Origin of the sequence: Mycobacteroides chelonae CCUG 47445 (assembly GCF_001632805.1) — a bacterium.
GTDB lineage: Bacteria > Actinomycetota > Actinomycetes > Mycobacteriales > Mycobacteriaceae > Mycobacterium > Mycobacterium chelonae.
The window spans coordinates 2,375,609-2,399,582 of record NZ_CP007220.1 but is presented as its reverse complement, the minus strand read 5'-3'; the positions used below and the strand labels follow the sequence as shown (position 1 = coordinate 2,399,582).

Annotated in this window: 25 protein-coding genes and 1 tRNA gene; 3 read left to right on the top strand and 23 right to left on the bottom strand. The window is 62.9% G+C overall.

All coding sequences use genetic code 11. The features are described from left to right. Positions 1 to 174: 174 nt before the first annotated feature. The 11 genes from gcvH to BB28_RS11705 all read right to left on the bottom strand — a co-directional run bounded on the left by gcvH (position 175) and on the right by BB28_RS11705 (position 10,783). Positions 175 to 570, bottom strand: coding sequence for a glycine cleavage system protein GcvH (gene gcvH / locus BB28_RS11755; RefSeq protein ID WP_030097971.1), 396 nt, complete (start codon positions 568 to 570; stop codon positions 175 to 177). 54 nt (positions 571 to 624) lie between these two features. Continuing rightward, complete coding sequence (locus tag BB28_RS11750) at positions 625 to 1,395, bottom strand: DUF881 domain-containing protein (RefSeq protein ID WP_046253647.1); 771 nt, start codon at positions 1,393 to 1,395, stop codon at positions 625 to 627. Between the two features lie 4 nt (positions 1,396 to 1,399). Further along, positions 1,400 to 1,732, bottom strand: coding sequence for a small basic family protein (locus tag BB28_RS11745; protein ID WP_005058551.1), 333 nt, complete (start codon positions 1,730 to 1,732; stop codon positions 1,400 to 1,402). Between the two features lie 36 nt (positions 1,733 to 1,768). Then, complete coding sequence (locus BB28_RS11740; RefSeq protein ID WP_046253646.1) at positions 1,769 to 2,713, bottom strand: DUF881 domain-containing protein; 945 nt, start codon at positions 2,711 to 2,713, stop codon at positions 1,769 to 1,771. Between the two features lies 1 nt (position 2,714). Next, positions 2,715 to 3,311: a CDP-alcohol phosphatidyltransferase family protein gene (locus tag BB28_RS11735; RefSeq protein ID WP_046253645.1), complete on the bottom strand. Its 597-nt coding sequence runs from the start codon at positions 3,309 to 3,311 to the stop codon at positions 2,715 to 2,717. Positions 3,312 to 3,367: 56 nt separating this feature from the next. Continuing rightward, positions 3,368 to 5,692 (bottom strand): accessory Sec system translocase SecA2, encoded by a 2,325-nt coding sequence (gene secA2, locus BB28_RS11730; RefSeq protein WP_162269700.1) that lies wholly within the window; start codon positions 5,690 to 5,692, stop codon positions 3,368 to 3,370. Positions 5,693 to 5,752: 60 nt separating this feature from the next. Continuing rightward, entirely contained in the window at positions 5,753 to 6,586 is an 834-nt protein-coding gene (locus BB28_RS11725) for a GNAT family N-acetyltransferase (RefSeq protein ID WP_046255762.1), read from the bottom strand. An 85-nt stretch (positions 6,587 to 6,671) separates the two neighbouring features. Continuing rightward, positions 6,672 to 7,841 carry a PDR/VanB family oxidoreductase gene (locus tag BB28_RS11720; RefSeq protein WP_046253644.1) on the bottom strand — a complete coding sequence of 390 codons (1,170 nt, stop codon included), beginning with the start codon at positions 7,839 to 7,841 and terminating at the stop codon, positions 6,672 to 6,674. After that, a complete protein-coding gene (locus BB28_RS11715) occupies positions 7,838 to 8,716 on the bottom strand; it encodes a metal-dependent hydrolase (protein WP_046253643.1) in 879 nt (292 codons plus the stop codon). The genes BB28_RS11720 and BB28_RS11715 overlap by 4 nt, the downstream gene beginning before the upstream one ends. Before the next feature lie 272 nt (positions 8,717 to 8,988). Then, positions 8,989 to 10,260 (bottom strand): acyl-CoA dehydrogenase family protein, encoded by a 1,272-nt coding sequence (locus BB28_RS11710; RefSeq protein WP_046253642.1) that lies wholly within the window; start codon positions 10,258 to 10,260, stop codon positions 8,989 to 8,991. A 46-nt stretch (positions 10,261 to 10,306) separates the two neighbouring features. After that, positions 10,307 to 10,783, bottom strand: coding sequence for a type II toxin-antitoxin system Rv0910 family toxin (locus BB28_RS11705; RefSeq protein WP_030097979.1), 477 nt, complete (start codon positions 10,781 to 10,783; stop codon positions 10,307 to 10,309). A 248-nt stretch (positions 10,784 to 11,031) separates the two neighbouring features. Here BB28_RS11705 and BB28_RS11700 point away from each other — a divergent pair, with 248 nt between their 5' ends. Next, positions 11,032 to 12,558, top strand: coding sequence for an ABC1 kinase family protein (locus BB28_RS11700; RefSeq protein ID WP_081252376.1), 1,527 nt, complete (start codon positions 11,032 to 11,034; stop codon positions 12,556 to 12,558). Here the strand turns inward: BB28_RS11700 and BB28_RS11695 are convergent. The 10 genes from BB28_RS11695 to BB28_RS11650 form a co-directional block, all read right to left on the bottom strand. Then, the gene (locus BB28_RS11695; protein WP_030097981.1) at positions 12,542 to 13,171 is read right to left on the bottom strand and encodes a TetR/AcrR family transcriptional regulator; all 630 of its coding nucleotides are present in this window, start codon (positions 13,169 to 13,171) and stop codon (positions 12,542 to 12,544) included. The two genes, BB28_RS11700 and BB28_RS11695, sit on opposite strands and share 17 nt — an antisense overlap. Positions 13,172 to 13,254: 83 nt before the next feature. Beyond that, positions 13,255 to 14,613 carry an ABC1 kinase family protein gene (locus BB28_RS11690; RefSeq protein ID WP_046253641.1) on the bottom strand — a complete coding sequence of 453 codons (1,359 nt, stop codon included), beginning with the start codon at positions 14,611 to 14,613 and terminating at the stop codon, positions 13,255 to 13,257. A 109-nt stretch (positions 14,614 to 14,722) separates the two neighbouring features. Further along, positions 14,723 to 15,121: a hypothetical protein gene (locus tag BB28_RS11685; protein WP_030097983.1), complete on the bottom strand. Its 399-nt coding sequence runs from the start codon at positions 15,119 to 15,121 to the stop codon at positions 14,723 to 14,725. 122 nt (positions 15,122 to 15,243) lie between these two features. Beyond that, positions 15,244 to 16,707, bottom strand: coding sequence for an FAD-binding protein (locus tag BB28_RS11680; RefSeq protein ID WP_046253640.1), 1,464 nt, complete (start codon positions 16,705 to 16,707; stop codon positions 15,244 to 15,246). Then, positions 16,704 to 17,219 (bottom strand): VOC family protein, encoded by a 516-nt coding sequence (locus BB28_RS11675; protein ID WP_046253639.1) that lies wholly within the window; start codon positions 17,217 to 17,219, stop codon positions 16,704 to 16,706. The genes BB28_RS11680 and BB28_RS11675 overlap by 4 nt, the downstream gene beginning before the upstream one ends. Before the next feature lie 36 nt (positions 17,220 to 17,255). Then, positions 17,256 to 17,894, bottom strand: a complete 639-nt coding sequence (locus tag BB28_RS11670; protein ID WP_046253638.1) for an SRPBCC family protein — start codon at positions 17,892 to 17,894, stop codon at positions 17,256 to 17,258. Beyond that, a complete protein-coding gene (locus BB28_RS11665) occupies positions 17,891 to 18,253 on the bottom strand; it encodes an ArsR/SmtB family transcription factor (RefSeq protein ID WP_046253637.1) in 363 nt (120 codons plus the stop codon). Before BB28_RS11665 ends, BB28_RS11670 begins: the two co-directional genes overlap by 4 nt. Positions 18,254 to 18,299: 46 nt before the next feature. Next, a complete protein-coding gene (locus BB28_RS11660) occupies positions 18,300 to 19,076 on the bottom strand; it encodes an APH(3'') family aminoglycoside O-phosphotransferase (protein ID WP_046253636.1) in 777 nt (258 codons plus the stop codon). Continuing rightward, the gene (locus BB28_RS11655) at positions 19,061 to 19,636 is read right to left on the bottom strand and encodes a hypothetical protein (RefSeq protein ID WP_046253635.1); all 576 of its coding nucleotides are present in this window, start codon (positions 19,634 to 19,636) and stop codon (positions 19,061 to 19,063) included. Before BB28_RS11655 ends, BB28_RS11660 begins: the two co-directional genes overlap by 16 nt. 229 nt (positions 19,637 to 19,865) lie before the next feature. Further along, entirely contained in the window at positions 19,866 to 20,174 is a 309-nt protein-coding gene (locus BB28_RS11650) for a cyclic nucleotide-binding domain-containing protein (RefSeq protein WP_052740216.1), read from the bottom strand. 411 nt (positions 20,175 to 20,585) lie between these two features. Between BB28_RS11650 and BB28_RS11645 the strand changes: the two genes are divergently transcribed. After that, positions 20,586 to 21,554 (top strand): NAD-dependent epimerase/dehydratase family protein, encoded by a 969-nt coding sequence (locus BB28_RS11645; RefSeq protein ID WP_046255760.1) that lies wholly within the window; start codon positions 20,586 to 20,588, stop codon positions 21,552 to 21,554. A 32-nt stretch (positions 21,555 to 21,586) separates the two neighbouring features. Here BB28_RS11645 and BB28_RS11640 read toward each other — a convergent pair. Beyond that, positions 21,587 to 21,660 (bottom strand) — tRNA-Pro (locus tag BB28_RS11640). 162 nt (positions 21,661 to 21,822) lie between these two features. Here BB28_RS11640 and BB28_RS11635 point away from each other — a divergent pair. Further along, positions 21,823 to 23,187 (top strand): HNH endonuclease signature motif containing protein, encoded by a 1,365-nt coding sequence (locus BB28_RS11635; protein ID WP_046255759.1) that lies wholly within the window; start codon positions 21,823 to 21,825, stop codon positions 23,185 to 23,187. Positions 23,188 to 23,274: 87 nt separating this feature from the next. On the opposite strand, the gene BB28_RS11630 is transcribed toward BB28_RS11635, so the two are convergent. Beyond that, positions 23,275 to 23,838, bottom strand: coding sequence for a LysM peptidoglycan-binding domain-containing protein (locus tag BB28_RS11630; RefSeq protein ID WP_046253634.1), 564 nt, complete (start codon positions 23,836 to 23,838; stop codon positions 23,275 to 23,277). Positions 23,839 to 23,974: the final 136 nt, after the last annotated feature.

Genomic DNA, 23,974 nt, shown 5'->3' with positions numbered 1-23,974 from the left:
GAGGATTCGATTGTCAGTGCGGATCACGCCCGAGCATGACGCCCTTCGCGACCCTCATCGCCGCTCATTTCCGACCGTACCGTCTGACTGCCCGTAACGGGCCACCTCTGCCGTATCCGCCAGTGGTCCACCCGAAATTGTGGTCATCGGACTGGTTGGAGAACTGGTGCCCTCCTAATCGGTGGCGTCACCATATCCCGATGCGTCTAAGAGGTCATTAAGAGCCGCGTCGAGATCGGCCTCGCTGGCGACCTCAAGATCGACCAACCAGCCCTCGCCGTACGGATCGGAATTGACCAGCTGCGGATTGGAATCCAAATCGCCATTCGCGGCAACAACTTTCGCGGTAATCGGTGCGAAAAGGTCCGAAACCGACTTGGTGGATTCCACCTCGCCGAACGTCGAGCCGGCACTCAGGTCCGAGCCCACATCCGGCAGCTGAACAAACACCACATCGCCGAGCTGCGACTGTGCGTAGTCGGTGATTCCGATACGCACGGTGCGCTCACCGGTGCGCCGCACCCATTCGTGTTCCTCGGTGTAGTGCAGGTCGGCAGGAATTTCGGTCACGGTGAATCATCCTTGCTCTTGGTCAGTGGTCTGCGTGGTCGGTGGCCTGGGGGGCTACTTGCCGGGCTGAGCGTATTGGCGCGGTTTCGGTTCTCGCAAGGTGGTGATGTCTACGCGTGCCGGCTGGTCGATAGTAACGCCGCCGCCAACCCGCGAGACGGTGTCGACGGCACCGCCCGGAATGTTCATCGCCGCCGCGAGGGTCGGCGGATCGCCTATCGCCAGAACCGAATACGGAGGTGTCAGGAGCACGCCGTCGACGATGAGCTGTCCCGGGGCCCCGGTGACCCAGGAATCGGCCCCGATGCGCACCGACTGACCGCCGGACTTGATCTCGATGGCCTCGGCGCCGGCCGCCCGCAGCTCGTTGATGATGTCCAATAGGGCTTCTGCGCCCATGCCCTGCCCCGGATCGTCGATGGTGAGGATCACACCGGGACCGGTGGCTCCGACTGTCCCCGCCATGATGGACAGCGCGGACAGTCGGGCCTTCGCGTCGTTGATCACGGCCTGGTTGCCGGTTCCGCTGGCGCGCATCGTGATAAGACTCTGCTGCAGATCCGCGATCTCCTTGTTCAGGTTGGCATCGCGCTGTTGCAAGGAGTCCAGCAGCACCAGCAGGTCGGCGGGTCGCGCGGTGTCCAGGCCATCGCCGGATTCGGTTTGGCGGACCTGGGTGGTGATCGCCAGGCCCAGCAGCGCGCACAGCGCCACGCCCAGCACTCCAAAGATGACCTGAGTACGCGTCGGTGGACGGCGCGTTTTGGGCATCTCGTGCTTGCCGGGGTGCGGTTCGGGTCGTGAATCCGGCTGCGCATCGGTCATCGGCTTATGCCCCAAACAACCTGCGCCGCAGGGCGGCTGCGTTTCCGAAGATCCGGATACCGAGAACGACGATGATGGCAGTGGACAGCTGCGTACCCACCCCAAGCTGGTCGCCCACGAACACGATCAACGCCGCTACCAGCACGTTGAACACGAAGGAGACCACGAACACCTTCGAGTCGAAAATCTGGTCCAGGTAGGCCCGAGCGCCGCCGAAAAGCGCGTCGAGTGCGGCGACCACCGCGATCGGCAAGTATGGGGCGACCGCGTCGGGCACGTTCGGGTGAAACACCAGCCCCAAAACCACGCCGATCGCCAGCGCGACTATGCCGATCATCGTTTACTTCCTCTCCTGTTCACCGTCCGGGTCACTTCACCGGCCTCCTGCTGGAATTTCCTTGGCGTACTTGACGTCCCGATTAACCGCGGGAGCCAGCTGAACATTCTCCTGGGTACCCAGGGTGAGTCTGATGCCGTAAGACTTCTGCAGAAGCCGCATCCTGGCCATTCCCGGGCTGCGCTCGAATGAGGATTTCATGGTGTTCGCGGGGCCGACGGCGACTATCCGGTACGGCGAGCTGATGGGCTGGTTGTCCACCAGGATCGCTCCCCCGGCCTGACGCATCGTGACATTCGGGCCTATGCGGACATCCGATACCGAAATCGCTTCTGCACCACTGTTCCACAGCGAGTTCACGACGAGCTGCATGTCGCGGTCGAGGATGACCTGCTGACTACGCGGGATGCGTTCCTTCGAGACGTCCGAGAGGTCACCTGCACTGCCTGGGTCGGCCAGCGTGACGATCAGCGCCGGTCCGCGAACCTCGGTGCTCGCCGCCGCAAGACCCAAGTGGTCCAATCGATTCAGCAGTTCCTTGCCCTGCTCGTTGCCTTCCAGCTGACTGCGCCGGGCGCCGGCCACCTCTGCCGCCAGCTGGTCTCGCGTCGACTCCAGAGCTCCGGAGTCGCGCTGTTCACTGCGGATACTCGCCAGCAGTCCCTGCTTTTCCTGCATGACGCCCGGCGCGATACGGGTGGTCTGGGCGATCGCCGCCGCGAAGACCGCGGCAATGGCGACGGCAGCGACTGCCTGCCAACTCCATTCAGCCAGGCGTGAACGCGGTGCGGCACCGTCTCGGCGTGCTGCGGCCGCCTCGGCGTATCCGGCGTCCAGGTGATCGGAGAGCAGGGTGCGCAGCAGCGACGGCACCGGGTTGCGCTTGGGCCGGTTCGCGCTGTGGTGGCCCAGACCCTCCTCGGGTTCGAAACCACCCATGAGATGCGGCCCGTTGCCGTGTATGGGGTCCTCGGCACTCATATCAGGTGCTGACCTTCGGCAGCTGCCGGACCACCATCACGATCTGGGCGACGTAGAGCACGAAAGTCCACAGATACATGCCCAGACCCCAAATCAGGAATGCCCACCCACAGGGACCGATTATCCTGCCCCACAACGAGTCCCATTCACCGACGAGAATCAGCGGAAATGCCGACATCAGCGCGAAGGTCGCGGCCTTGCCGATGTACATGACCGGCAGCGCCTCGATTCCGCGACTGCGCACGATGGGCAGTCCGAGCGTGAGGATGAGGTCGCGGGCCAGCAGGGTGAGGACGATCCACCACGGCACGATGTCCCGGATGGCGAAGGCGATCGGTGTGGTCACCATGTACAGCCGGTCGGCAGCCGGGTCCAGGAGCGTGCCCAGGTGCGACGACTGGTTCATCAGCCGCGCTATCTTGCCGTCAGCCCAGTCGGTGAAGCCGCTGAGCATCAGAATGGCGACGGCCCAGCCGTCGGCGTGTTTGACCAACAGCAGATACAGAAACAGCGGGATAAAGGCCAGCCGAATAACGCTCAGCACGTTGGGGACCGTCAGTATCCGGTCGTCTCCGGAGGGCGGTTCGGCGGTTCCCATCCGGCCACCCTCTCATATTCGCGAAGGTATACCCCGCGCAAATAGACGGTCTGTCGTCAGCTGAAGACGCCAGGCAGGTTCAAGATCGACAGGCTGTCGTTCTTGCGCGGGTCGTCGTGAATCATGTACGTCCACGTAGACGTCGGCCGGGCAAGCTTCGACAGATCCAATCCCTGTTCCTCGTCAACCAGATTCGCGGTGTCGAAGGTCTGCTGTGCCGCTTCCACGGCGTCAGCGGCCAGCGATGCGAAGGCGTCGACGGCGAGCCGGTGGAATTCGTCGATCGGGTTCTGCCGCCCGAGCGCACGCAGGTGGATGCTCTCGCGCACATCGGAGAGGTACGCCAGGTGGTCAGCCCAGCCCCGGTCGAGGTGGTACAGCATGATCTCCCGTGAGATCCGCCCCAGGCGTTCTTCGGAAAGCTCCTCGGCCAGCTCGTCGTAACGCTCAGCCGAGCGCTCCTGAAGCTCCTTGCGGGCGGTGTCGGTGCGCAGCAGGGTGTCGCGGCGCTCGGAGATGATGGCGCGCTGCTGGGCGATCAGCTGGTTGTACCGCCACGTGTTGGCGTGCAGGTCGAGCATCGCACCCTCGGCGACGCGCTGGGCATGGTCGATGAGCCCACCGGCCTTGGTGCTGACAATCTGCCCATTCTCATCTGTCCCGGTGGGCAGCTTGGCCGAATCCAGATATGCGACAACGACCTCGTCCTCCCAGCTGGAGAAGAAGACCGACGACCCGGGGTCACCCTGGCGTCCAGCACGTCCGCGCAGCTGGTTGTCGAGTCGTTCGGTGCGATGGCGCCCGGTGCCCACAACGTGCAGTCCGCCCGCTTCGACGACGGCGTCGTAGTCGGTCTCGTCGGAGCCGCCCAGGCGGATATCGGTACCGCGGCCGGCCATCTGTGTGGAGACCGTGACCGCCTTGAGCGCACCGGCCTCGGCGATGACGCGGGCTTCCTCGGCATCGTTCTTGGCGTTCAGCACGACAGCCGGAACCCCCGCACGCACCAAACGGTGATGCAGTGCCTCGGATTCGGCGACATCGTGCGTGCCCACCAGCACCGGCTGCCCGGTGGCATGGATCTCGGCGATATGCGCGACGATCGCGTCGTTCTTACTCGCCTCGGTGATGTACACGCGGTCGGGCTGATCTTCGCGAATGTTGGGGGTGTTGGGCGGGATCGGCGAGACACCCAGCTTGTAGAACTGCCGCAGCTGCTCACCGGCCGCCAGGGCGGTGCCGGTCATTCCGCTGACACGCGGGTAGCGGTTGATGAGTGCCTGCACGGTGATGGTGTCGAGAACCTCACCGGTGTCGGTGGTTTCGATTCCCTCCTTGGCTTCGACAGCTGCCTGCAGGCCATCGGGCCAGCGCTGCAGCGTGGCGATGCGTCCACGCGAGGAGTTGATGAGGTGCACGGCGCCATCACGCACGATGTAGTGCACGTCGCGCTCCAGGAGCACATGTGCGTGCAGGGCCACATTGACCTCGGTGAGGGTGGTCCCGACGTGGTGCTCGGAATACAGGTCGATGTTCCCCAGCTGCTTTTCCAGCTTCCGGGCTCCGGTATCGGTCAGGAAGATGTTGCGACGGTCGTTATCGGCCTCGTAGTCCTCGCCTGCGATCAGCTCACGGACCGCCTCGATGACCTCAGAGCTCGGCGCTTCACGGTGGCTGGTTCCAGCCAGCACCAGCGGCACCAGAGCCTCGTCGACGAGCACCGAGTCGGCCTCGTCGACGACGGCGACATCGGGGCTCGGCGAGACCAGGGCATCGACATCGATCGCCAGCTGGTCGCGCAGCACGTCGAAACCGATCTCGTTGACCGACCCGTAGGTGACGTCACAGGCGTAGGCCTCACGGCGTTCGTCAGCGGTGGATTCCTCGGTGATCCAGCCCACCGTCAGCCCCAGGCGCTCCAGGAACGGTCCCATCCACTCGGCATCACGACGGGCCAGGTAGTCGTTGACCGAGATGACGTGCACACTGCGTCCGCCCAGCGCGTAGCCGGCGGCGGTGATCGCACCGGTCAGAGTCTTACCCTCACCGGTGGCCATCTCGATGACGTCGCCGTCGAGCATGCGCAGGGCGCCCAGCAGCTGAACATCGAACGGGCGCTCGTCAATGGTCCGTTCGGCGGCCTCACGCACGATCGCCAGGAACTGGCCGATGTCCTTGGATTCGATGCCCTCAGACAGGTCGAGTTTCTTGGCCGCCTTGGTGAGTTGTTCGTCGGTGAGGTCCTTGGCCTTCTCGTCGTACTTCTTCGAGGCATCCACGAGCTCCAGCGACTGGCTCTGGTTCTTATCGGTAGCGGCACCGAGGAGCTTCCAGAACTTCCCGGTGAACCGTGAGGCGGTGTTCGACTTGCGCACATGCACACGGTACGTCAGGGAGCTAGGAGCGCCTTTCGCGACGATCGTTAAGCCCAGTGAGTGCCTTCAGGCGAATTCCACGATCACCGAATCAGTGACGGCGCGGAATCCGAGTTTGCGATAGATGGAGTTGGAGGTGGGGTTGGCCAGATCGGTGGTGAGCACAATCTCCCGCGCACCTGCTTGACGCGCCCATTCGCAGGCCGCCGCGGTCACGGCGCTGCCGTAGCCGTGGCCCCGGTGCGGCGGTGGCGTGTAGACGGGGCCTACTCGCGACACCCCTTCGATGGGGGCCCGGACGCCTGCCATCGCGACAGGGACCCCGCCATGGTCCCAACACAGGTAGACGTCCCCCAATCGGTAGGAGCCAATCAGCCAGCGCCGCGCTTCGTCGGCGGGCTTGTCGACGCCAAAGGTTTCCCTGCTGTATTCGATGCTCCACGGCACCAACGACTCGATCTCCTCTGCGGCGACCAGCAAGGGCTCGCCCACCGCGCGCGGCGTTACGAGATCTGCCAGGCGGTAGAGCCGCTCGTCAGTGGTGCCGCAGGCCGTGGCGCCGGTCCTCGACAACCAGGCGTCGGCCACCGCCAACGTCACCGCACGCGACCCCCGCACCGAAGGCAGCGGTATCGCGTTGTCGGCCAGCAGGTTCACCGCGGCAGTGATCCCAGCCGCGGGAATGGCATTGCAGACGAGCCCCTGGCTGGTCCCCAGGGCCGCTCCCACCAGATGACCCAGATCGGTAAAGGTCATCAGTGCCGCCGGGGGATCGGAATCCGGCTGCCGCAGGCGCGCCGCCAGATGGAGCTCAAAGGTGTACAGCACGGGATCGGCGGAGTACAGCGGCCCGGCCAGGGCCCAGTACTGCGCCAGATCCGCGTGAAGGTGCGCCCGCATCGCCTCAGCCTGATACATCGGCCACGTGGTGTCGAGCGATATCGGTAGCTGCCGAAAGTGATGCTGCTCTTACCGTTCCGGCTGTCTACAGGTCGACGACAAGCTCTCCGCTGCCGGAGCGATCAGCGCAGCGCGATACGCACGGCAGCATGCAGCCCGCTTCACGTTCGGGCCCGGTGAGCAAGGTGTCATGGTGCTCTACCGCACCATCGATGACCGTCACTTCACATGTCCCGCAAAAGCCCTGTTTGCACGAGTACGCCGCGTGAGGGTTGTGCCGCAGAATCGCCGACAACGCGCTCTCCTCTGCCGACACACTGATTCGCTCGCCGGTGCGGGCAAGGACAACGGTGAAGGGTGCCCCGTCCACGACCGGCGGTGCAGAGAACCTCTCGTAGTGCAGCTCCACGTCTGGGCGATCAAGCAGCGCGGTGCGCAGCAGCTCCAGCATCGGGATTGGACCACAGCAGTAAACGGCCGTCGCACCGGGAATGTCGCCGAGCAGGTCGACCGCGGAGGGAAGGCCGTGTTCGTCATCGGTACGCACGGTGATCTTGTCTCCGAAAACGCCAAGCTCATTGAGAAATGGAATCGAATCCCTGCTGCGCCCCGTGTAGACCATCGACCAGTCCAGGCCGAGGCGCTGGGCGGTCATGAGCATGGGCAGGATCGGCGTGATACCAATACCGCCTGCTACGAAACGCAGGCGGCGAGCGGCTGACCCGAAGCCAGGGACGGCCATGGGCAAGCCATTTCGTGGTCCTTTGACCCGCAGGAGGCTGCCCTCATGCAAGGTGTCATGCACCTCGATCGAGCCCCCGCCGCCATCTGGCACCCGGCGCACCGCGATCCGGTAGCTGTCACGGACCGCAGGGTCACCGCAGAGGGAGTACTCGCGCATCCGCCCCGATTCCAGGAGAAGGTCGAGATGCGCGCCGGCGGTCCATGGTTCGAGCTCACCACCGTCGGGCGCAGTCAGAGTCAGTGCGACCACGTTCTCGTCGTGGGCAACGACGTCGCGGCGGGCGACCTTCAACGTTTGTATCCGATTGACTTCGGGAGGTTCGGCTTGCGTAGAAAACGGCGCGAGGAGACTGAAGGACGCCCCGAGTATTTCGCGTACTCCACGGGCGGCCAACAGCAATGGATCGCGCACGAATCTGCCGCGGACACTGGGCGGCACCTTCGAGATCTCCGCGTCCAGCGGCAGGAACGGCGAGCTATGAGATCGCCGCGATGTGAGGTCGGTGTTCACAAGGCGGCACTCCGTGCGCCCGGCGAGGAAGCCAGGTACGCAACGGCCTGTGCCGTCGAACCGACCTCTTCCGGAAGGAAGCTGGGCCGGAAGTAAGTGAATGTCGCCGAGAACAAAGACCAAAGTCCGGGCAGGAGCCCGCGGCGTGCGGCCTTGAAGTACTCGATCCAGAATCGTGGATAGGAGTAATTGACCGTTGGATCTTCCCGCAGGATAAGAAAGATCCCGCGGGTGAGCACCGGGATCAGACCGACTGCGACCAGCGCCATGGCACGGCTGCGCTGCAAGTAGCTGGTGCTGAAGTAATTCGCGACATCATGGGCCACGTTGCGGTGTTCCATCTCCTCCGCACCGTGCCAGCGCAAGACGTCCGTCATCGCCGGGTCGGCGTTGTGCTCGACCCAGGTGGCGTTCAGCGCGAAGTCGCCAAGCACTGCCGTGTAGTGCTCGGCAGCGGCAATAAGCCATAGTCGCTGAATGAGGTGGTTGTAGCGCGCACGTGCCGACCGTGATCGCAGGGGCCCCAGCGCTTTTCGGAACAAGTATTCAGACTGACGCAGGTAGGGCCCGGTATTGATGCCGTGAGCCTCTAGGAATTCACCGACTGCACGGTCATGAACTTCAGCATGCATAGCTTCCTGGCCCACGAAACCGCGCATCTCGCGGGCGAGCTTCTCATCCTTTACATAAGGCAATGCCTCAGCAAATGTAGCGCAGAACCATCTCTCGGCCTCCGGCACCAAGATGTGTAGAACACTGAGCACATTGGAAGCAACGGGCTCATTGGGAATCCAATGCAACGGCGTATCACTCAAGTCGAATGAGACATCTCTCGCGCGTATCTCGATGTCCTGAGGTTCATGGACCGCCGTCATCAGAAACCGCCTCTCACCGCTGAAAAAGCGCCTACGAGTGATATCTTTCACTCGAATTGAACGAAAAGTAACATGGCGGCGACTAGCGGATCTACGGCTTGCCGGTCACATGACGTGACCGTATGTGTGCCATGTCACATCGATGTCGAGTGCTCACTGCACGGCGAACCAGCGTGAAGCCTCAGCAATATTACTGCGCGGTCAGGTGTGGCTCAGATGACAACCTGCCGTGACCTCGCATGGGCGAGGCCACGGCAGGCCATAAGACACGACTACCCCGCGAGCAGTCCCTTGGCGATGTGGGTGATCTGAACTTCATTGCTGCCGGCGTAGATCATGAGCGACTTGGCATCACGCGCCAGCTGTTCGACGCGATACTCGGTCATGTAGCCATTGCCGCCGAAGAGCTGCACGGCATCCATCGCCACATCGGTGGCGGCCTCAGAGCAATAGAGTTTGATAGCCGAGGCCTCCGCCAGGGACGGCGTCTTGTTCTCCGAGAGGCTCTCGATGGCGTGAAACAGCATGTTCCGCACGTTGAGCCGGGCCACTTCCATCTTGGCCAGCTTGAGCTGGATCAGTTGGAATTGGGCGATTTCCTTGCCCCACAGGGTGCGTGTCTTGGCGTAGTCCAGCGAGAGCCGCAGGCACTCCTCGATGACTCCGAGTGCGAGCGCCGCCACGCCGATACGTTCCATCGAGAAGTTGGCGCGGGCGCTGTCGCGGCCGTCGCCCTGATCGTTGGCTTCGGATTCACCGAGGAGCCGGTCCTTGCCCAGACGGACGTTCTCGAAGAACAACTGGCCGGTGCGGGAACTGTGAATACCCATCTTGCGGAAGGGTTTCGACTGCGTAAAGCCCTCCATGCCCTTGTCGAGAACGAAGGTCAGTACCGTGCGGTCTCGCTTGTCGACCGAAGGGTCCTTCTCATCCAGCTTGGCGTAGACGACGATCACATCGGCATCGGGCCCGTTCGTGATAAAGGTCTTCTGGCCGTTGAGGATGTAGTCCTCCCCGTCGCGGGTGACATACGTCTTCATGCCGCCGAATGCGTCCGAGCCCGAGTCGGGTTCGGTGATGGCCCACGCACCCACCTTCTCGTAGGTGACCAGCTCCGGCAGCCAGCGCTCCATCTGTGCGGCCGTGCCGCGGGAGGCGATGGTCGGGACGGTCAGGCCCATGCTCACGCCCATCCCTGTCACCAAACCCATACAGACACGCGAGATTTCGCTGGTGAGCACGAAACCCATACCGGCCGACCCGCCCGCGAGCCCCATGACTCCCCCGCCGTCGGACTTCTTGGAGTCCTCTAGCGGCTGACCGGCCGCCAGTGCGGCCTCCCGGGCCTTTTTCTTCTCGATCTGCTTCTGCAGCGCCTCTTTGGCAAGAGCGTCGATGCCGAAGGTTGCGAACATCTTTCGGATGATGGGGTACGGCTCCATCTCGCCGGACTCCAGCGCATCGACGTGAGGCCTGACCTCCTTGTCGATGAACTGGCGAACGGCGTCACGCACCGCAAGGTCAATGGGTGACCAGTCGAGCATGTCTCCTGCTTTCTCCTGTGAAAGTGATCGACGTCGGCAGACTCGGTTAGCCGAGTTCCTTGGCCAGCAACTCCTTGAGGCGGGCGACGGAGTTTTCGAGCTCTTCTTGCACGGCCTTGTCGATCGCCGTGCCGATTGCCCCGGTGAGCATCTGTCCGGTGAAGGACGAGTCCACGTTCACCCGGGTGTTGTCAGCATCGATTTCCTCGACACTCGACTTGATGATGGCCTCGACTCCGGCCATACCGGTCCCGCCCAGCTTGAAGGCGCCCTTCTTCGCGGACAGCACCTCGTCTGCCGGGGTGAACTCCTGCACGGTCCACTCGACCGTGTTGGCCATGCCCATGAGGGTGACGATTTCGGAGAACTTGGTGCCGACCTTGATGTCCTCGATCGCCGGGACGTCGCCCTTGAATCCGGTGTGGATGGTCATCCACTCGTCGTATTTGTTGAGGTCCGGCAACACCGACCAGAGCTTGTCGATGCTGTACGGGAGGTCGATGCTGGAGTGCAGCTCGGACATGGGCGGAAGACTCCTTTGTCAATGGTCTGGCACGGATTGGTACCAGCGGTTCCGAACGTAACATACATACCCTCGTGTATGTAAGATGCAATTACCGCTGATCTCGCACCTCCAGCCGACTAAATGCAGGTGTACTGCCGTCAAATACCGACAGACCTGTGGGCGGATGAGCCCGATTCGGCGGCTACCCGGCAGTAGCTCGGCGCACGTTACATACAACTGTGCTCGTATGTATTACAGTGGCGCTCATGACCACCCCCGAGGGCGCGGGCAACGACGCGGCGCCCCTCGCCACTGGACTGTCCGAGAGCGGGATACAACAGCCCGACCTCCCCGAATCTACCTCGGAATTCGTCGCGGCAACGGCGAATTCGCAACCGGCCAGGGGGGCGATCGATATCGAGATCACCCGCCCGCGGGTCACGTTGCATCCGCCCCCGCTAAGAGTGGAGGTCGGACGCGTCGGCATCGCCGCGTCCCGACTGGCCAGCTCGGGAGCCCGACTGCTGGTGCGGCCCCGTCGCGGGAAGTCGCTGGAGGTGCGCGCGGCACACGAGCTGCGCCGGACCTTCGCCCTGATGGGCCCCACCTACGTGAAGCTGGGGCAGCTCATCGCCTCCTCACCCGGCGTCTTTCCCGAGGCGCTGTCCAACGAATTCCGCACTCTGCTCGACAGAGTTCCGCCGGCATCATCCGAACTGATCCACCAGACCGTACGGGAGCAGTTAGGCGCCGATCCGGCAACGATATTCGCAACATTCGACGAGCACCCCTTCGCCTCTGCGTCCATAGCCCAGGTGCACCACGCCACCTTGAAGACAGGTGAACGGGTGGTGGTGAAGATACAGCGGCCGAAGATCCGCACCCGATTGGCCGCCGACATCCGAATCTGGGGCCGGCTGGCGCGGGTCGTCGTGAAAACCGATCTGGGCCGCGCCACCAATGCGACCGAGATCATCGAGGATTTCGAGCAGAACCTCAATGAGGAGCTGGATTTCGCGGCCGAGGGCCACGCCATGGAGCAGTGGATCGCCAGTTTGGCCGACACCGAGTACGGCGATAAGGTGCGAGTCCCCAAGGTGTTCTGGCAATACAGCACCGAACGGGTACTCACGATGGAGTACGTCGAGGGAATCCGCATCGACAACGTCACCGAACTCGCCGCGGCCGGTTTCGACGGGGTCGGATTGGTCAAGGCCATCGTCTACTCACTGTTCGAGACGGGATTTCACAAGGGGCTCTTTCATGGAGACCTACATGCGGGCAATCTCTTGGTGGATTCCAACGGCCGAATCGTCTTCCTGGACTTCGGGATCGTTGGCCGTATCGACGAACGCAGCCGCAAGATCTTCACCGAGATCATGGTCGATCTGTTCGTCAAGAACGATCATGCGGCAGTGGCCCGCGGCATCTACAAACTCGGCGCCATCGGCGATCGAGGCAAGCCGGCCGATTCCACAACTGCCGCCAAGACCATCTCCGATTTCACCAATCCCCTACAGCAATCCAAGCTTTCGGCGATCTCCTACGGTCAGCTGGGTAAGCAGCTGGCGATGATGGCCAAGGAATACGACGTGCGGCTCCCGCGCGAGCTGGTACTGATCTCCAAGCAGCTGCTGTATGTGGAGCGCTACATGAAGCTGCTGGCGCCCGACTGGGCCATTCTCTCGGATCCATCCTTCATCGGATATTTCGGGAACATGGTGATCCAGGCCGAGCAGTCACGCATGGAGGAAGCAGCGGCGCGCGAGTCCAGCGCTAGTCGGAAAGACTGAGCTTCCCGGTGTCGATGGTGCGTAACGCGGAATCCAGTGGCGCACCGACCGTTGGCGACTCGACGATATTCAGCAGCATCGACTTGGCGCGCGCCCAGCGTTGATCACGAGCTTCCTGCGGTGCGGTCATGCTGTTGACCAAGATCCCACGAACGGCGTCCATGGCGGTGAGCGTGATGTTGCGAATGACTCGCAGCTCTTCGTCGGTCTGACTCACCGATTGACCCAGCGTCGAGAACTGCTGCATCACAATAAATTCGAACTGGTCCATCTGAGCCGATAGTTCAGGATCGGTTCGCGCGGCAATCCATAGCTCCATGGTGGCGATGAACATCGACCCCTGGTGCATTCGCCAGAGTGCATCCAGACAACGGCTGACGAAGTCGGTTCCACTCTCACTGTCCAGCGCTATCAGCTCGGAAAGAATCTCCTGGCCTTGTTTGAACGCCAAGTGCCGCACCGATTCTCCGAGAAGCTCGGATTTCGACTGAAAATGGTGCACAAGTGCACCACGGGTGACGCCGGCGCGTTGCGCCACGCGCGTGGTGGTGGTGCCCGCGTATCCATACTTGACCAGGCAATCCACCGTGGCGTCCAGGAGCCTGCTGCGCATGGCGGCGCTGCGTTCTTCCTGGGTGCGTCGCCCGGCACGATGATCGCGGGTAGCAGGCCGTGCTGGGCTTCCGGCGGTGCGTGTCATTCTCCGACCTCGTCCTTGATTTCTTCGCGGGCCTGTTGATACTCCGATATCAAGGTGCCGAAGTAGGTGAGTATTTCCGGGTCCCCCACCGGCTGCCAGTCCGGCGCAAGCAGTTTGGTGTACCGCTCGACATAGAGCAGCTGCTTGCCCACCAGGATGAATTCCTTGGGGAGGATAGCGTCATGCTCGCGCCCCAACGCGGTGAGCTGCCGGCCGATCGTGCCGTAAGAGATCTTGCCCAATGAGGTACCCATAGGACGGGTGACCTTCCGGAGCGACTCGGCGACCTTGGCCGGGTCGGCGCCGGGATCGATGGCCCCCAATTTGATCAGGGTGCGCGCGGCCGCCTCGTCATCGGGCTCGATGATGAGCGCACCGATCAACTCGCGGAGTGTCTTGCGGGTGCGCTGATCGAGGCGGCCGACGATTCCGAAGTCCAGGAACACGATTCGCCCTTGCGGGTCCACCATCAGGTTTCCTGCATGCAAATCGCCATGAAAGGTGCCCGCGGCGAACGCCGAATCGAAAAGGGTCAGCATGAGGGTCTTGACCACCTCGGGGCCGTCGAAGCCGGCCGCACGGATCTCATCCGCGTTGTCGATCCGGACGCCCTCGACGTACTCCATGGTGAGCACCTTGTCGGTACACAGCTCCGAATAGAGTTGCGGTACTCGCACCTTCGGCGCGTACTTGGAGCCCGCGAGGCCGGCGGTCCAGTCCCGCATGGCCTGGGCTTCCAGAGTGAAGTCGAGCTCTTCGGCGAGATTCGCCTCAAAGTCCTGCATCACCTCGTAGATGTTCGACATGCGGCCCATCTCGGTGAGTTCCAGGCCCCGGGCGATCTGTTTGAGGATCTGCAGATCGGCCGCGAGTCTGGTGCGGATCGCGGGGCGCTGGATCTTGACGACGACTGCGGTGCCGTCCTTCAGTGTCGCCTTGTGCACCTGGGCGATGGACGCCGAGGCAAAGGGAACCTCATCGAAGGACCCGAACACGTCCTCGGGTGGGGCGCCGAGCTCGTCGGTGAGCATGGAACGAATGGTCTGCGGGTTCGCCGGTGGTACCTGATCGAGCAGCGACCGAAACTCCGCGGAGAGGTCCTCGGGGAACATCCCCGGCGATGACGCGATGAGCTGGCCAAACTTGACGTAGGCGGGGCCGAGCTCGGCAAATGAACGACGCATTTCCTTGGCGACCACCTGACGCAGGTCGCGTTCGGTGGGGCGTTGGCTCAGGATGCGCGATCCGGCCTTCAGGAGCTGACCGGCCGTGGCGGCCAGCCGATCGAACTGAATCTCGGCGGAAACCGGATCAAGCTTCCGGGGTCTCCGGGGCTGATCGGATGAATCGCTCATCGCGACTCCCTTCGTCCTCGTCACCTACGTCGATGAGACATTACCGACAATCCGGTATGTATGTTAATCGAACGCCGGGAGTATCCGGGGATGACCAGGGAAGGAAGCCCTACCGGTGCAGCGCGCGTTCGACTTGGGCGATCCGATCGTCGGCGAAATCCAGCACAATCTTCGTGGGGTAGAGCGCGACCTTCAGTACGCGGATGAGCGGATTGACGACGTCGATGAGGGTCTCGAGGCTCGTCATCGTGTTAGCCAGGGTCGTGGTGGTCTCGGCCAGATTGTTCAACGTGAGGTTCAGCGAGTCCAGGGAGTCGTCGAGCCGCTCCAGGCTGGAGTCCAGGTGGTCGAGCATCGAACCCACCCGATCGGTGAGGTCGTGCACCTCAACAGCCATCGATTCGATATGTCCGACGGTGCCATCGATGTTCAGTGCGACGTTGGCCAGCTTGCGGATCTTACGGGCCGGCGCGGGCCGGTTCCCGTTGCTGGTATAGACCTCCGCCATTGGAGTCACCTTTCCGTTGCGCCCAGCCTAGGCGACATGTCGATGGTCACCCACCGGCTATCCCATGGGACGACCATTTGATGCACGTTTGTGACCGGCCTCACATAGCGTGCCAGATCGGATTAGCCGGTGGATACCCCTGCTGACGCGTGCGAACCCGCGCGCCGGCCGAAGAACGACGCTTCGCCAAGCCGGGTTCCGCTGCTGTAGCCCTTCCCGTCTTGAGCAATGTTCGAAGCGCTGGCGCCCGCCGCATAGAGCCCCGATATCGGCTCCCCGGATTCGGCGAGCACGCGTCCGTCGACATCCGCGCGAAGCCCACCCAGCGTGAATCCCGCATAGATCGCCTTACCCAGGGTCAGATCGAACGCACCCCACGGACCGGTTCCCTGCGCGGCAAGGTATTTCGGGTACTTATGGAAGTCGGGGTCCTCTCCCCTGGCGGCATGTTCGTTGTACCGCTGCAAGGCCTTCTCGAGGTTTCCCGCCGGGATGCCCAGCGCCGCTTCCATTTCCGCGACGGTCTCCCAGCCATCGATGAACGGCGTCAACGGCAGGGTCGGTCGATCCATGTGCTCGGAGTCGACGATCAAGTAGGCGGCACTGTCGGGCTGATCCATCACGAACCCAGAGGTGCGGGAATGGTAGGAGTCTTCGGCGACGAATCGTTCACCGTTCTTGTTGACGATGATTCCGGTGAGCAATCCCGACGGCGGGTACACCGGAGCAGTCACGAAGATCTGGTTCATGTTGCAGGTGCCCGCACCCGCGGACACCCCGAGTCTGATGCCGAGACCGTCGTCGTAGGTACTGCCGAGCACGAAGGGTTTCTCGGCGAGCTTGGGGGTGTACTCGGCCACCATGGCGGGGTTCATGACGAATCCGCCCGCCGCGATGATCACTGACTTCGCGCGTATCGCACCGGTTTCCGCGAAACGTTTCCACGTGGCGCCCACGACCGCACCCTCCTCGTCGAGGATGAGCGCCGTGGCGCCTGTCTCATAGCGGATGGGTACACCGAGCTCGTCGGCACGCCGTGCGAGCAGGTCCACGACCATGCCCGCACCGCCGGTGTCGCCGGGCTTGGGCACCTTGTGTCCGCGTGGCGCCGGAACGGCCTGATCGCGGTACGGCCACACCAGCTCGTTGCCCGTGAACATCAACCCTTCGGTGTTGGGCTGGATGACCGCCTTCTCCGGATAGAAGCTGCGTTCGAATTGAAAGCCCAGCGCCTCAAGCCAATTGAAATGATCGACGCTTCCGTCGCAGTACAGACGGATCTTCTCCGGATCAGGATCCGGCGATACCGCCATGAGGTATTTGTACATTTCGTCGGCGCTGTCGGCGTGTCCGGTGGCCTCCTGAACCGCGGTGCCGCCGCCGAGGTAGAAATGCCCGCCCGCCATGGCAGTGGTCCCGCCCGCAGAGGCGGCACGCTCAAGCGCGAGTACGCGTGCGCCCGCCTCGGCGGCCGAGACGGCGGCACATCCGCCTCCCATGCCGAATCCGATGACCAGTACATCTACCTCGTCAGACCACTCCGTGACGTCCTGGACCGCTACGGTTTCCGGTATCGCTGCGCTCATGCCTGCTCACTCTTGATGTAGTCGTAGAACGCCCGGATTTCGGACGGGACATGGGCCAGTTCCATGTACGGCAACGCGGCCTCAGGTGCCGAGAGGTAGGCAAAGCGCATACCGCCGGGCATCACACCGTCTTGGACCACTGCCATGCCGCGTGCCGTGGCCTGTTGGACCGCAGCGTCGATGTCGGGCGGTTCCATGCATACGTGGTGCAGCCCCGGGGGATGTTGTTCCAGAAACTCCGAATAGATGCTTACACCGCTGACCGGGCGGATCAGTTCGAGTTGCATGTCGTCGAGGTAGCTCAGCGCGATGGTCGCGGTGAAGTCGGCCGGTGCACCGCGATAGGTGCATGAGTCGGGGCCGAAGTGCACATCTGGAATTCGTGTCCATTTCTTGACCCCGAATACGGCACTGAGCATGCTTTCCGTGGCATCGAGATCATCAGTAACCCAAGCAATTTGGGTGACGCGTCCAAATCCAGAAACATCCGGCGGCATTGCCGATGTGGTCATGGGCCGATAGTAGCGTCCGCTGTGGCGCCGGCCACTTCAGCCCGCGGTATAGGCCTGCGTGGTGCGATCAGCCATGCCTCGGGCCTGCGCTGGGTCCATGCCGGAGGCGACGGCCGCCTCGTACCACCGTTCGCTGGAGCCGGCCATGAATGCGCGCCCCTCATCGCCGGCCGCCCAGGCCGCTCCCTCTTCGGGAGTGATCCGATCCTCCGGTGACGCGAGGTATCCGGCCAGGCCGAGAATCCCGGAGTCCCAACCGACTCCGACGGCGCCCGGACCGAACTGCAGCCAGTGTTCGTCGTCGTCGCAGATATCGGAGATGTGTTCCAGGGTGAAGGTGGCCCGGTCGCCGGACTCGGGGGTGATCGTCACCTCGATCCAGCTGGTGGCGCCCATGGCTTCCCAGGACGCGCTGAACGAATGCGGTGCGTCGCAGGTGAGCACGGTTCCAGATGCGTTGCCCTCCAATGAGTAATGGCCTCCGACGCGCAAGTCTCCGGTGATCGGCAGGAACCATCGCGGGATGCGTTCGGAATTGGTACAGGCATCCCATAGGTCTTCGGCGCTGGTTTCGTAGGTCTGACTGACCGTCACAACGCGCGCCTCTCGGGCCTGGAATGTCCTGGTGCCGACCGCGCGGCGGACAGCGTTGAGCTGATGCTGAACATCGATCACGAGATGTTCTCCTTGTCGTTTCGGGGGCTTGCGGATGCGCGGTGCCGCTTACCGCGGGAGATCTCGGTGGCCAGCGCATCCAAATGCGGAGTCCAGTTGCGGCGAAAGGTGTCGAGCCAGCGGTCCACTTCCCGTAGCGGCGCGACGTCCAGGCTGTAGAGCCGTCGGGTTCCTTCGTTGCGTACCGTTGCGAACCCGTTGTCGCGCAGCACCTTCAGATGCTGTGACACGGCAGGCTGGCTTATCGCGAACTCCGACCGGATCACCTCGGTAACGGCACCGGAGGACATCTCCCCCGCGTGGATCAGCTCCACAATGCGCCGACGCACCGAGTCCCCGAGTATGTCGAAGGCGTGCACGCGCCCATAATAAAAGTTTCTACTTATATAAGTCAATAATTAAATACTAGTCCCAGGTCAGCGGATCGAGCTGCAGGTAGAACTCCAACCGGTCAAGGTCTGCACGTGTCCCGTAGGCGTCCAGGAACCGCGCACGGGCGGTGGCCGCTCGTGCATCCTCTGGCCAGGTCTCCCGCGAATTGGCGAAGAGCAATGCGAGATCCGCGTGCCGATCCGCCACTCCGAGCCTGCCGAGGTCGATGAATCCGGCGACCGAAAAGCCTTCTGGAGCGATGACGATATTCGGCAGACACAAGTCGCCGTGGCACACCGCCAGGTCGCCGGCCTCCTGGGCCAGGCGCTCCGGTACGTCGGCTGCGACACGCGCCAGGAGCTCCGCGGCGGGAACATCACGGTCCCCATCGGGCAGAAAGTCCGGATTGACAGCATCGCGGGCCACCACATCATGCGCGAGCGCCATCATCGCGTCCAGATTCCGCGTGAATGGGCACTGTGCCGTCGGCAGTGCGTGCAGTCGGCGCACTGCCTCGGCGATGGCGGGCCACGCCCTGTCCAGATCGTCCGCGTCCAGCTGATCGGCGGGCGTGCCCAGAACGGCCGAGGTGATCAACACGGGGCCGCTGGGCCCCGGTGTCCATTCAAGGACGTTCGGGCCCGGGACATCCCGAGTGCTAAGCCATTCGATGCGATCTCGCTCGGCCTCAAGGTCGGCACCGCCCGTTTTCGCGTAGCGCGTGCGGTCGGCCGACCGGTAGACCAAGGCGCCGGACTCCCCTGTTGTGACAGGTTCCCAGGCCGAGAGGTCGATCAAACGCCCGTCCAGGCCGAATCGAGCCGGTGCGCGACGTCGATGGTGCGTGCCGCCATGGCCTTGGGGTTATCGACCTCGTCGGCGACATATTTGGCGATGAACCGGCTGATCAGCTGATCGACGCCCGCCAAGATGCGCAACAGCTCACCGCGGATGGTGTTTGAGGACACGTCGACGGTGATGTCTGACGGGCCAGGTGGTGCGACGTCGATGATCAGCTGTAGCGGCGCGGCGGCGCGGGCGGTCGCCTTCAGGTTGATGTTGCCCGCGACATTGAATCGGCTCTTGTCGAGCTTCAGGTCGATCAACAGGTCGATGGCCAACGGCACCTGAATGTCGAAGGTGATGGTCTCCCCGGCGTTCCGGGTGACGATCGGGTCCAGAATCTGGACCTTTGCAGTGACCTTGGCGATCTTTCCGGGCCCTTGAGCCATGGGGCCGACCTCGAACGGTTCGCCGGCGATCGACGCGACCGCCGCCCGTACGCGGGCCTCGCTGACGGCTATCTCGAAGAACGCCCTGCCGAATTCCTCATACGAGAGGTATTGGTGGCCACTCGCCTCGCTATCCATAGTGAGAGATACGGTCTCATGGACGGGGCCGGAAGTGTGAACTGTCGGAGTGTCTGTGTGTCAGAAACCCCGAATCTGCACCAACCGATGCAACCGTCGCATCAGCAGCAAACATGTGACGATCATTACGCGCCATGTAGGTGGCTAGATGACGCATTTGCGGCTATGCGCAGCCCTCAAACAGGCCATCGATGCAAGCAACTGCTGGTCGAGCCGGGGCTGATGCGCCTCAACCGCTCTTGCTCTTCGCAAGAGTATCGCTGGTGATTGCCCGGCGGACATTAGCCCTTCGTACTTCGATCGTGCGGCCAAACTCCTGCATGAGCAAGGGGTTCCGGTGCACCAGCGTCTCGACCTGCTCGCGTTCGATCTGCACAATAGCGACTTCGCCAACGGCATACGCGCAACCGATCACGGGTTGACGGGTGAGCGTGCTCTGCCCAAGAAAGGAACCTTCATAGAGAGTGCCGACCGATATCTCCGCACCATCCGCGGCGACCGCTGTGAGACGTACGCAGCCCGCAACGATGAACAGCATGTGCACGTCAACGCTGAACTGTCGAATGCGAGATCAGCGCCTGCTGGTCGTACAGGCTTATCCGCAATGTTGGTGCAACCACAGTATGTATCGCATCTGCGACTCGTTCAGGTGTGGAGAAGGTCTCTGCGGCGTGATCGAGGTGAAGTCCTTCCCGGCGAGCGGCATACCAGATCCAGCGCAGGAAGGTCGCCTTCGCCTCACCATCATCGTCAGGGTGGTGCCGGTTTCAGCCCAGAACTCAGCGGGCGACTTTCCATCGATAGCGACTAAACCCTTTGGGCACAAAGAAGTGAGCACGGAATCGCAGTACATTAACCACTATCCCCGTCGAGCATGTCGGCGGCGGTCCGCACCGCACTGGCTGCTTTCCGCTTGCCCGCGCTACCGCTGTTTGATACTGATGAGAAGATGACGACTCAACGCGCGTTCATCACTGGCGCAAATGGATTCGTGGGCCGCGCACTCTCGCGGCACCTTCGCACCCTGGGTTGGGAAGTCCGCGGTGTCGATCTGGCGGCAGACCCCGCACACGACGTCCGCGCCGGAGACATCAACGTTGAGGGGCCGTGGCTAGCCGACGCCGCGGCCGCGGATGCGATCTTCCACACCGCAGCAATAGTGTCGAACACCGCAGCAGCCGACGCGGCCTGGCGCATCAATGTGCTTGGGACGAAAAAGGTTATCGATGCCACGTCGCCTGGGGCCGTGTTCGTACACCTATCGTCGGTTCGGGCGTTCTCGGACATCGACTTCCCCGATATGGTCACCGAAGATCATCCTGTCCGAACCGACGGGAACACGTACGTTGACACCAAAATCGCAAGCGAACAAGTGGTACTACAGGCGCACGCGGCCCACCGGATAGACGCGCGGATCGTACGCCCCGGTGATATCTACGGGCCCGGATCCCGGCCATGGACGCTGCTGCCGTTGGCGATGATCCGCAGTAACCAATTCGTGTTGCCGGCGATGGGCAAGGGGATCTTTTCGCCGATCTACATCGATGACGTCATCGAAGGCATCACGCGCGTGGCTACACGCGACGCGGCAAGCGGCCAGATCTTCACAATCTCCGGAGGAGTTGGGGTCGCATGCGCACAGTTCTTCGGTCACTACTACCGCATGCTCGGTAAGCGCGGACCCTTGGTGCTACCCACCACCGCTGCAGTCGGCTTGGCCAGAGCGAAGACGTCCATTCTCGCGCTGTCAGGCAGGACGACTGAAGCCAACGCCGCCTCCGTGCGATACCTCACCAGGACCGGAACCTACTCGATTGCCAAAGCGCAGAGCATTCTGGAGTTCAGGCCTCAGTTCAGCCTCGAATCCGGCATGCAAGCGACCCAAGCCTGGTTGCAGGGCCAAGGGCTCCTCGGATGACAAAAACCACCTGTAAACAGGTGGTTTTATTGTCGGGCTGACAGGATTTGAACCTGCGACCACTTGACCCCCAGTCAAGTGCGCTACCAAGCTGCGCCACAGCCCGCCGCCGCTATGAGCAGCAGACGGAAGCCTACCGTAGGTCTGGCAAGATCCTGAACTCGGATTCCGGTCAATGAACCCGGATTCCTGAAATCACTTGTGTCACAACAAAATCATCGGCAACATTGGTCGGTTGGTTGTCGGAGTGGCGTCGTATCATTCGAACATGAGTTCGATAATGGATGTGGAGGCGGGCCAGGTCCTCGCGGAGCTCGCCGGCGCCCTCGACGCATTGTCGGAACTGGATCCGCAGACTCTCACACAGGGTGACCGTCTCGCCGTCCTACGCGAGGTCGAGGCCTTCGTGCGCCGGATTCCCGCCGCGACCCACGGGCTTGTCAATGACCTTGTGGCCTATCATGTTCCGGGCATGTTCGGTGGCGCTAGTCCGCCCGATACCCTCGCGGATGCGCTTCGGATCACCCGCTCCGACGCCCGACGACGCATCCGGGACGCCGCGGAACTCGCTCCAAGGGTCGCGCTCAGCGGTGACCGGATCGAGCCGGTGCTCGCGGGCACCGCCATCGCGCAGCAGGCGGGCACCGCCGGGCATGACCACATCGCGGTTATCCGCCAGTTCTGGGACCGACTCCCCCGCGCCGTCGATGCAGTGTCACGGGCAGCCGCTGAGAGGCAGCTCGCGGAGCTGGCGGGAACGCTGCGGCCCGACGAGCTCCGCAAGGCCGCGGACAGGCTCCTGGCCTATCTCGATCCCGACGGGAGCTTCACCGGCGACGCCGACCGTGCTCGACGGCGAGGGTTCAGAATGGGGCGTCAGGGTATTGACCTCATGACGCCCGGGGAATTCGACCTCGACCCCGAGCTGCGTTCCTATCTCGACGCGATCTTCGCCAAGTACGCAGCACCGGGCATGTGCAACCCCGATGATGAAACACCTTGCGTAGGTGACGATTCAGACGCAGATGCGGCGCGGCGGGATAGCCGATCCGTTGCACAACGCCAGCATGATGCACTCAAGGCGATCTGTCGGTCCGTGTTGTCATCGGGTGAACTGGGTCGTCATCGCGGATTGCCGGTGACCGCGGTGGTCACCGCAACACTGCGTGAGCTCGAAGCGGCTTCGGGTAACGCGGTGACCGGCGGAGGCTCACTCGTGCCGATCACCGATCTGATCCGGATGGCCAGTCACGCCCATCATTATCTGGCCATCTTCGATGACGACGGTCGTGCGTTGCATCTGGGGCGGGCGAAACGGATCGCCACCGAGGACCAGCGGATCGTGTTGACCGCCAAGGATCGTGGCTGTACCTACCCGGGCTGCGATCAACCCGCGTATCACTGCCAGGTACACCACATGGACGAGTGGGCCTACGGCGGCAGTACCGATATCGACTCCCTCACCCTGGGCTGCGAAGGGCATCACAAGCTACTGGGAGCCGCGGACCAGCACTGGAGAGCAGTGCGCGGTCTGGACGGTCGTACCTGGTGGATCCCACCCGCGCATGTCGACCCGGCGCGCTCGCCACGTATCAATTGGTTCCACCATCCGGACGGCTACCTGCGGGAGTAGAACGACATCGGCCCCGCCGGGGGTTAACCCGACGGGGCCAATGGGGCCAAGAGGCTTAGTTCGAGCCGCTTGCGTGAGCCGGTGTGATTACTCCGGGATGGTCAGAACCTGACCCGGCTGAATCAGATCGGGGTTGGCAACGCCGCTCGCGTCGGCAATCTTCTGGTACTGGTTGCCGTCGCCGTAGAAGCGCTCGGCGATGGCCCACAGGGTGTCACCCGACACGACCGTGTAGGTGCGGGGCTCCGGGGCAGGAGCGGGCTCCTCCACGGCGGCCGGAGCAACCTCAACCGACTCGGCCGGAGCGACCGGGGTGTCGGTCTGGGTGCCCGAGGACCACACGGAGTCGGCGCCTGCGTAGAGCACCAGGTTGCGGTCGTCCTGCAGAACCAGCTTCACGTCGGAACGGCCTTCGGTGTTGCTGCTCCACAGCGCGCCGCCACCGTTGTCGTAGACCACGAAGTTTCCGTCGCTCTGCACCTCTGCGCGGCCAGCGCTGTGTCCGCTGGTGTCGGAGGCCCACACGGGGCTACCGCCATCGGCCAGAACCAGGTTGCCGTCATCCTGCAGAGTCAGGGTGTACGCGCCGTTGTTCGAGGTGAGGCTCTGTCCCGAATCCAGCTTCTGACCCTGGGTAAGTGTGTCCGCCACTGTGTTGCGCCTTTCGTAGGTGGTTTTGCTACCGCCGCAGGATGGTAGACGGTCAAACCAGACTAGGTCGGCAAACCGAAAAAGTGGGCGATTCGGATCGGTTAGATCTCAACATGGGCGCGAATATTGGGTGAAC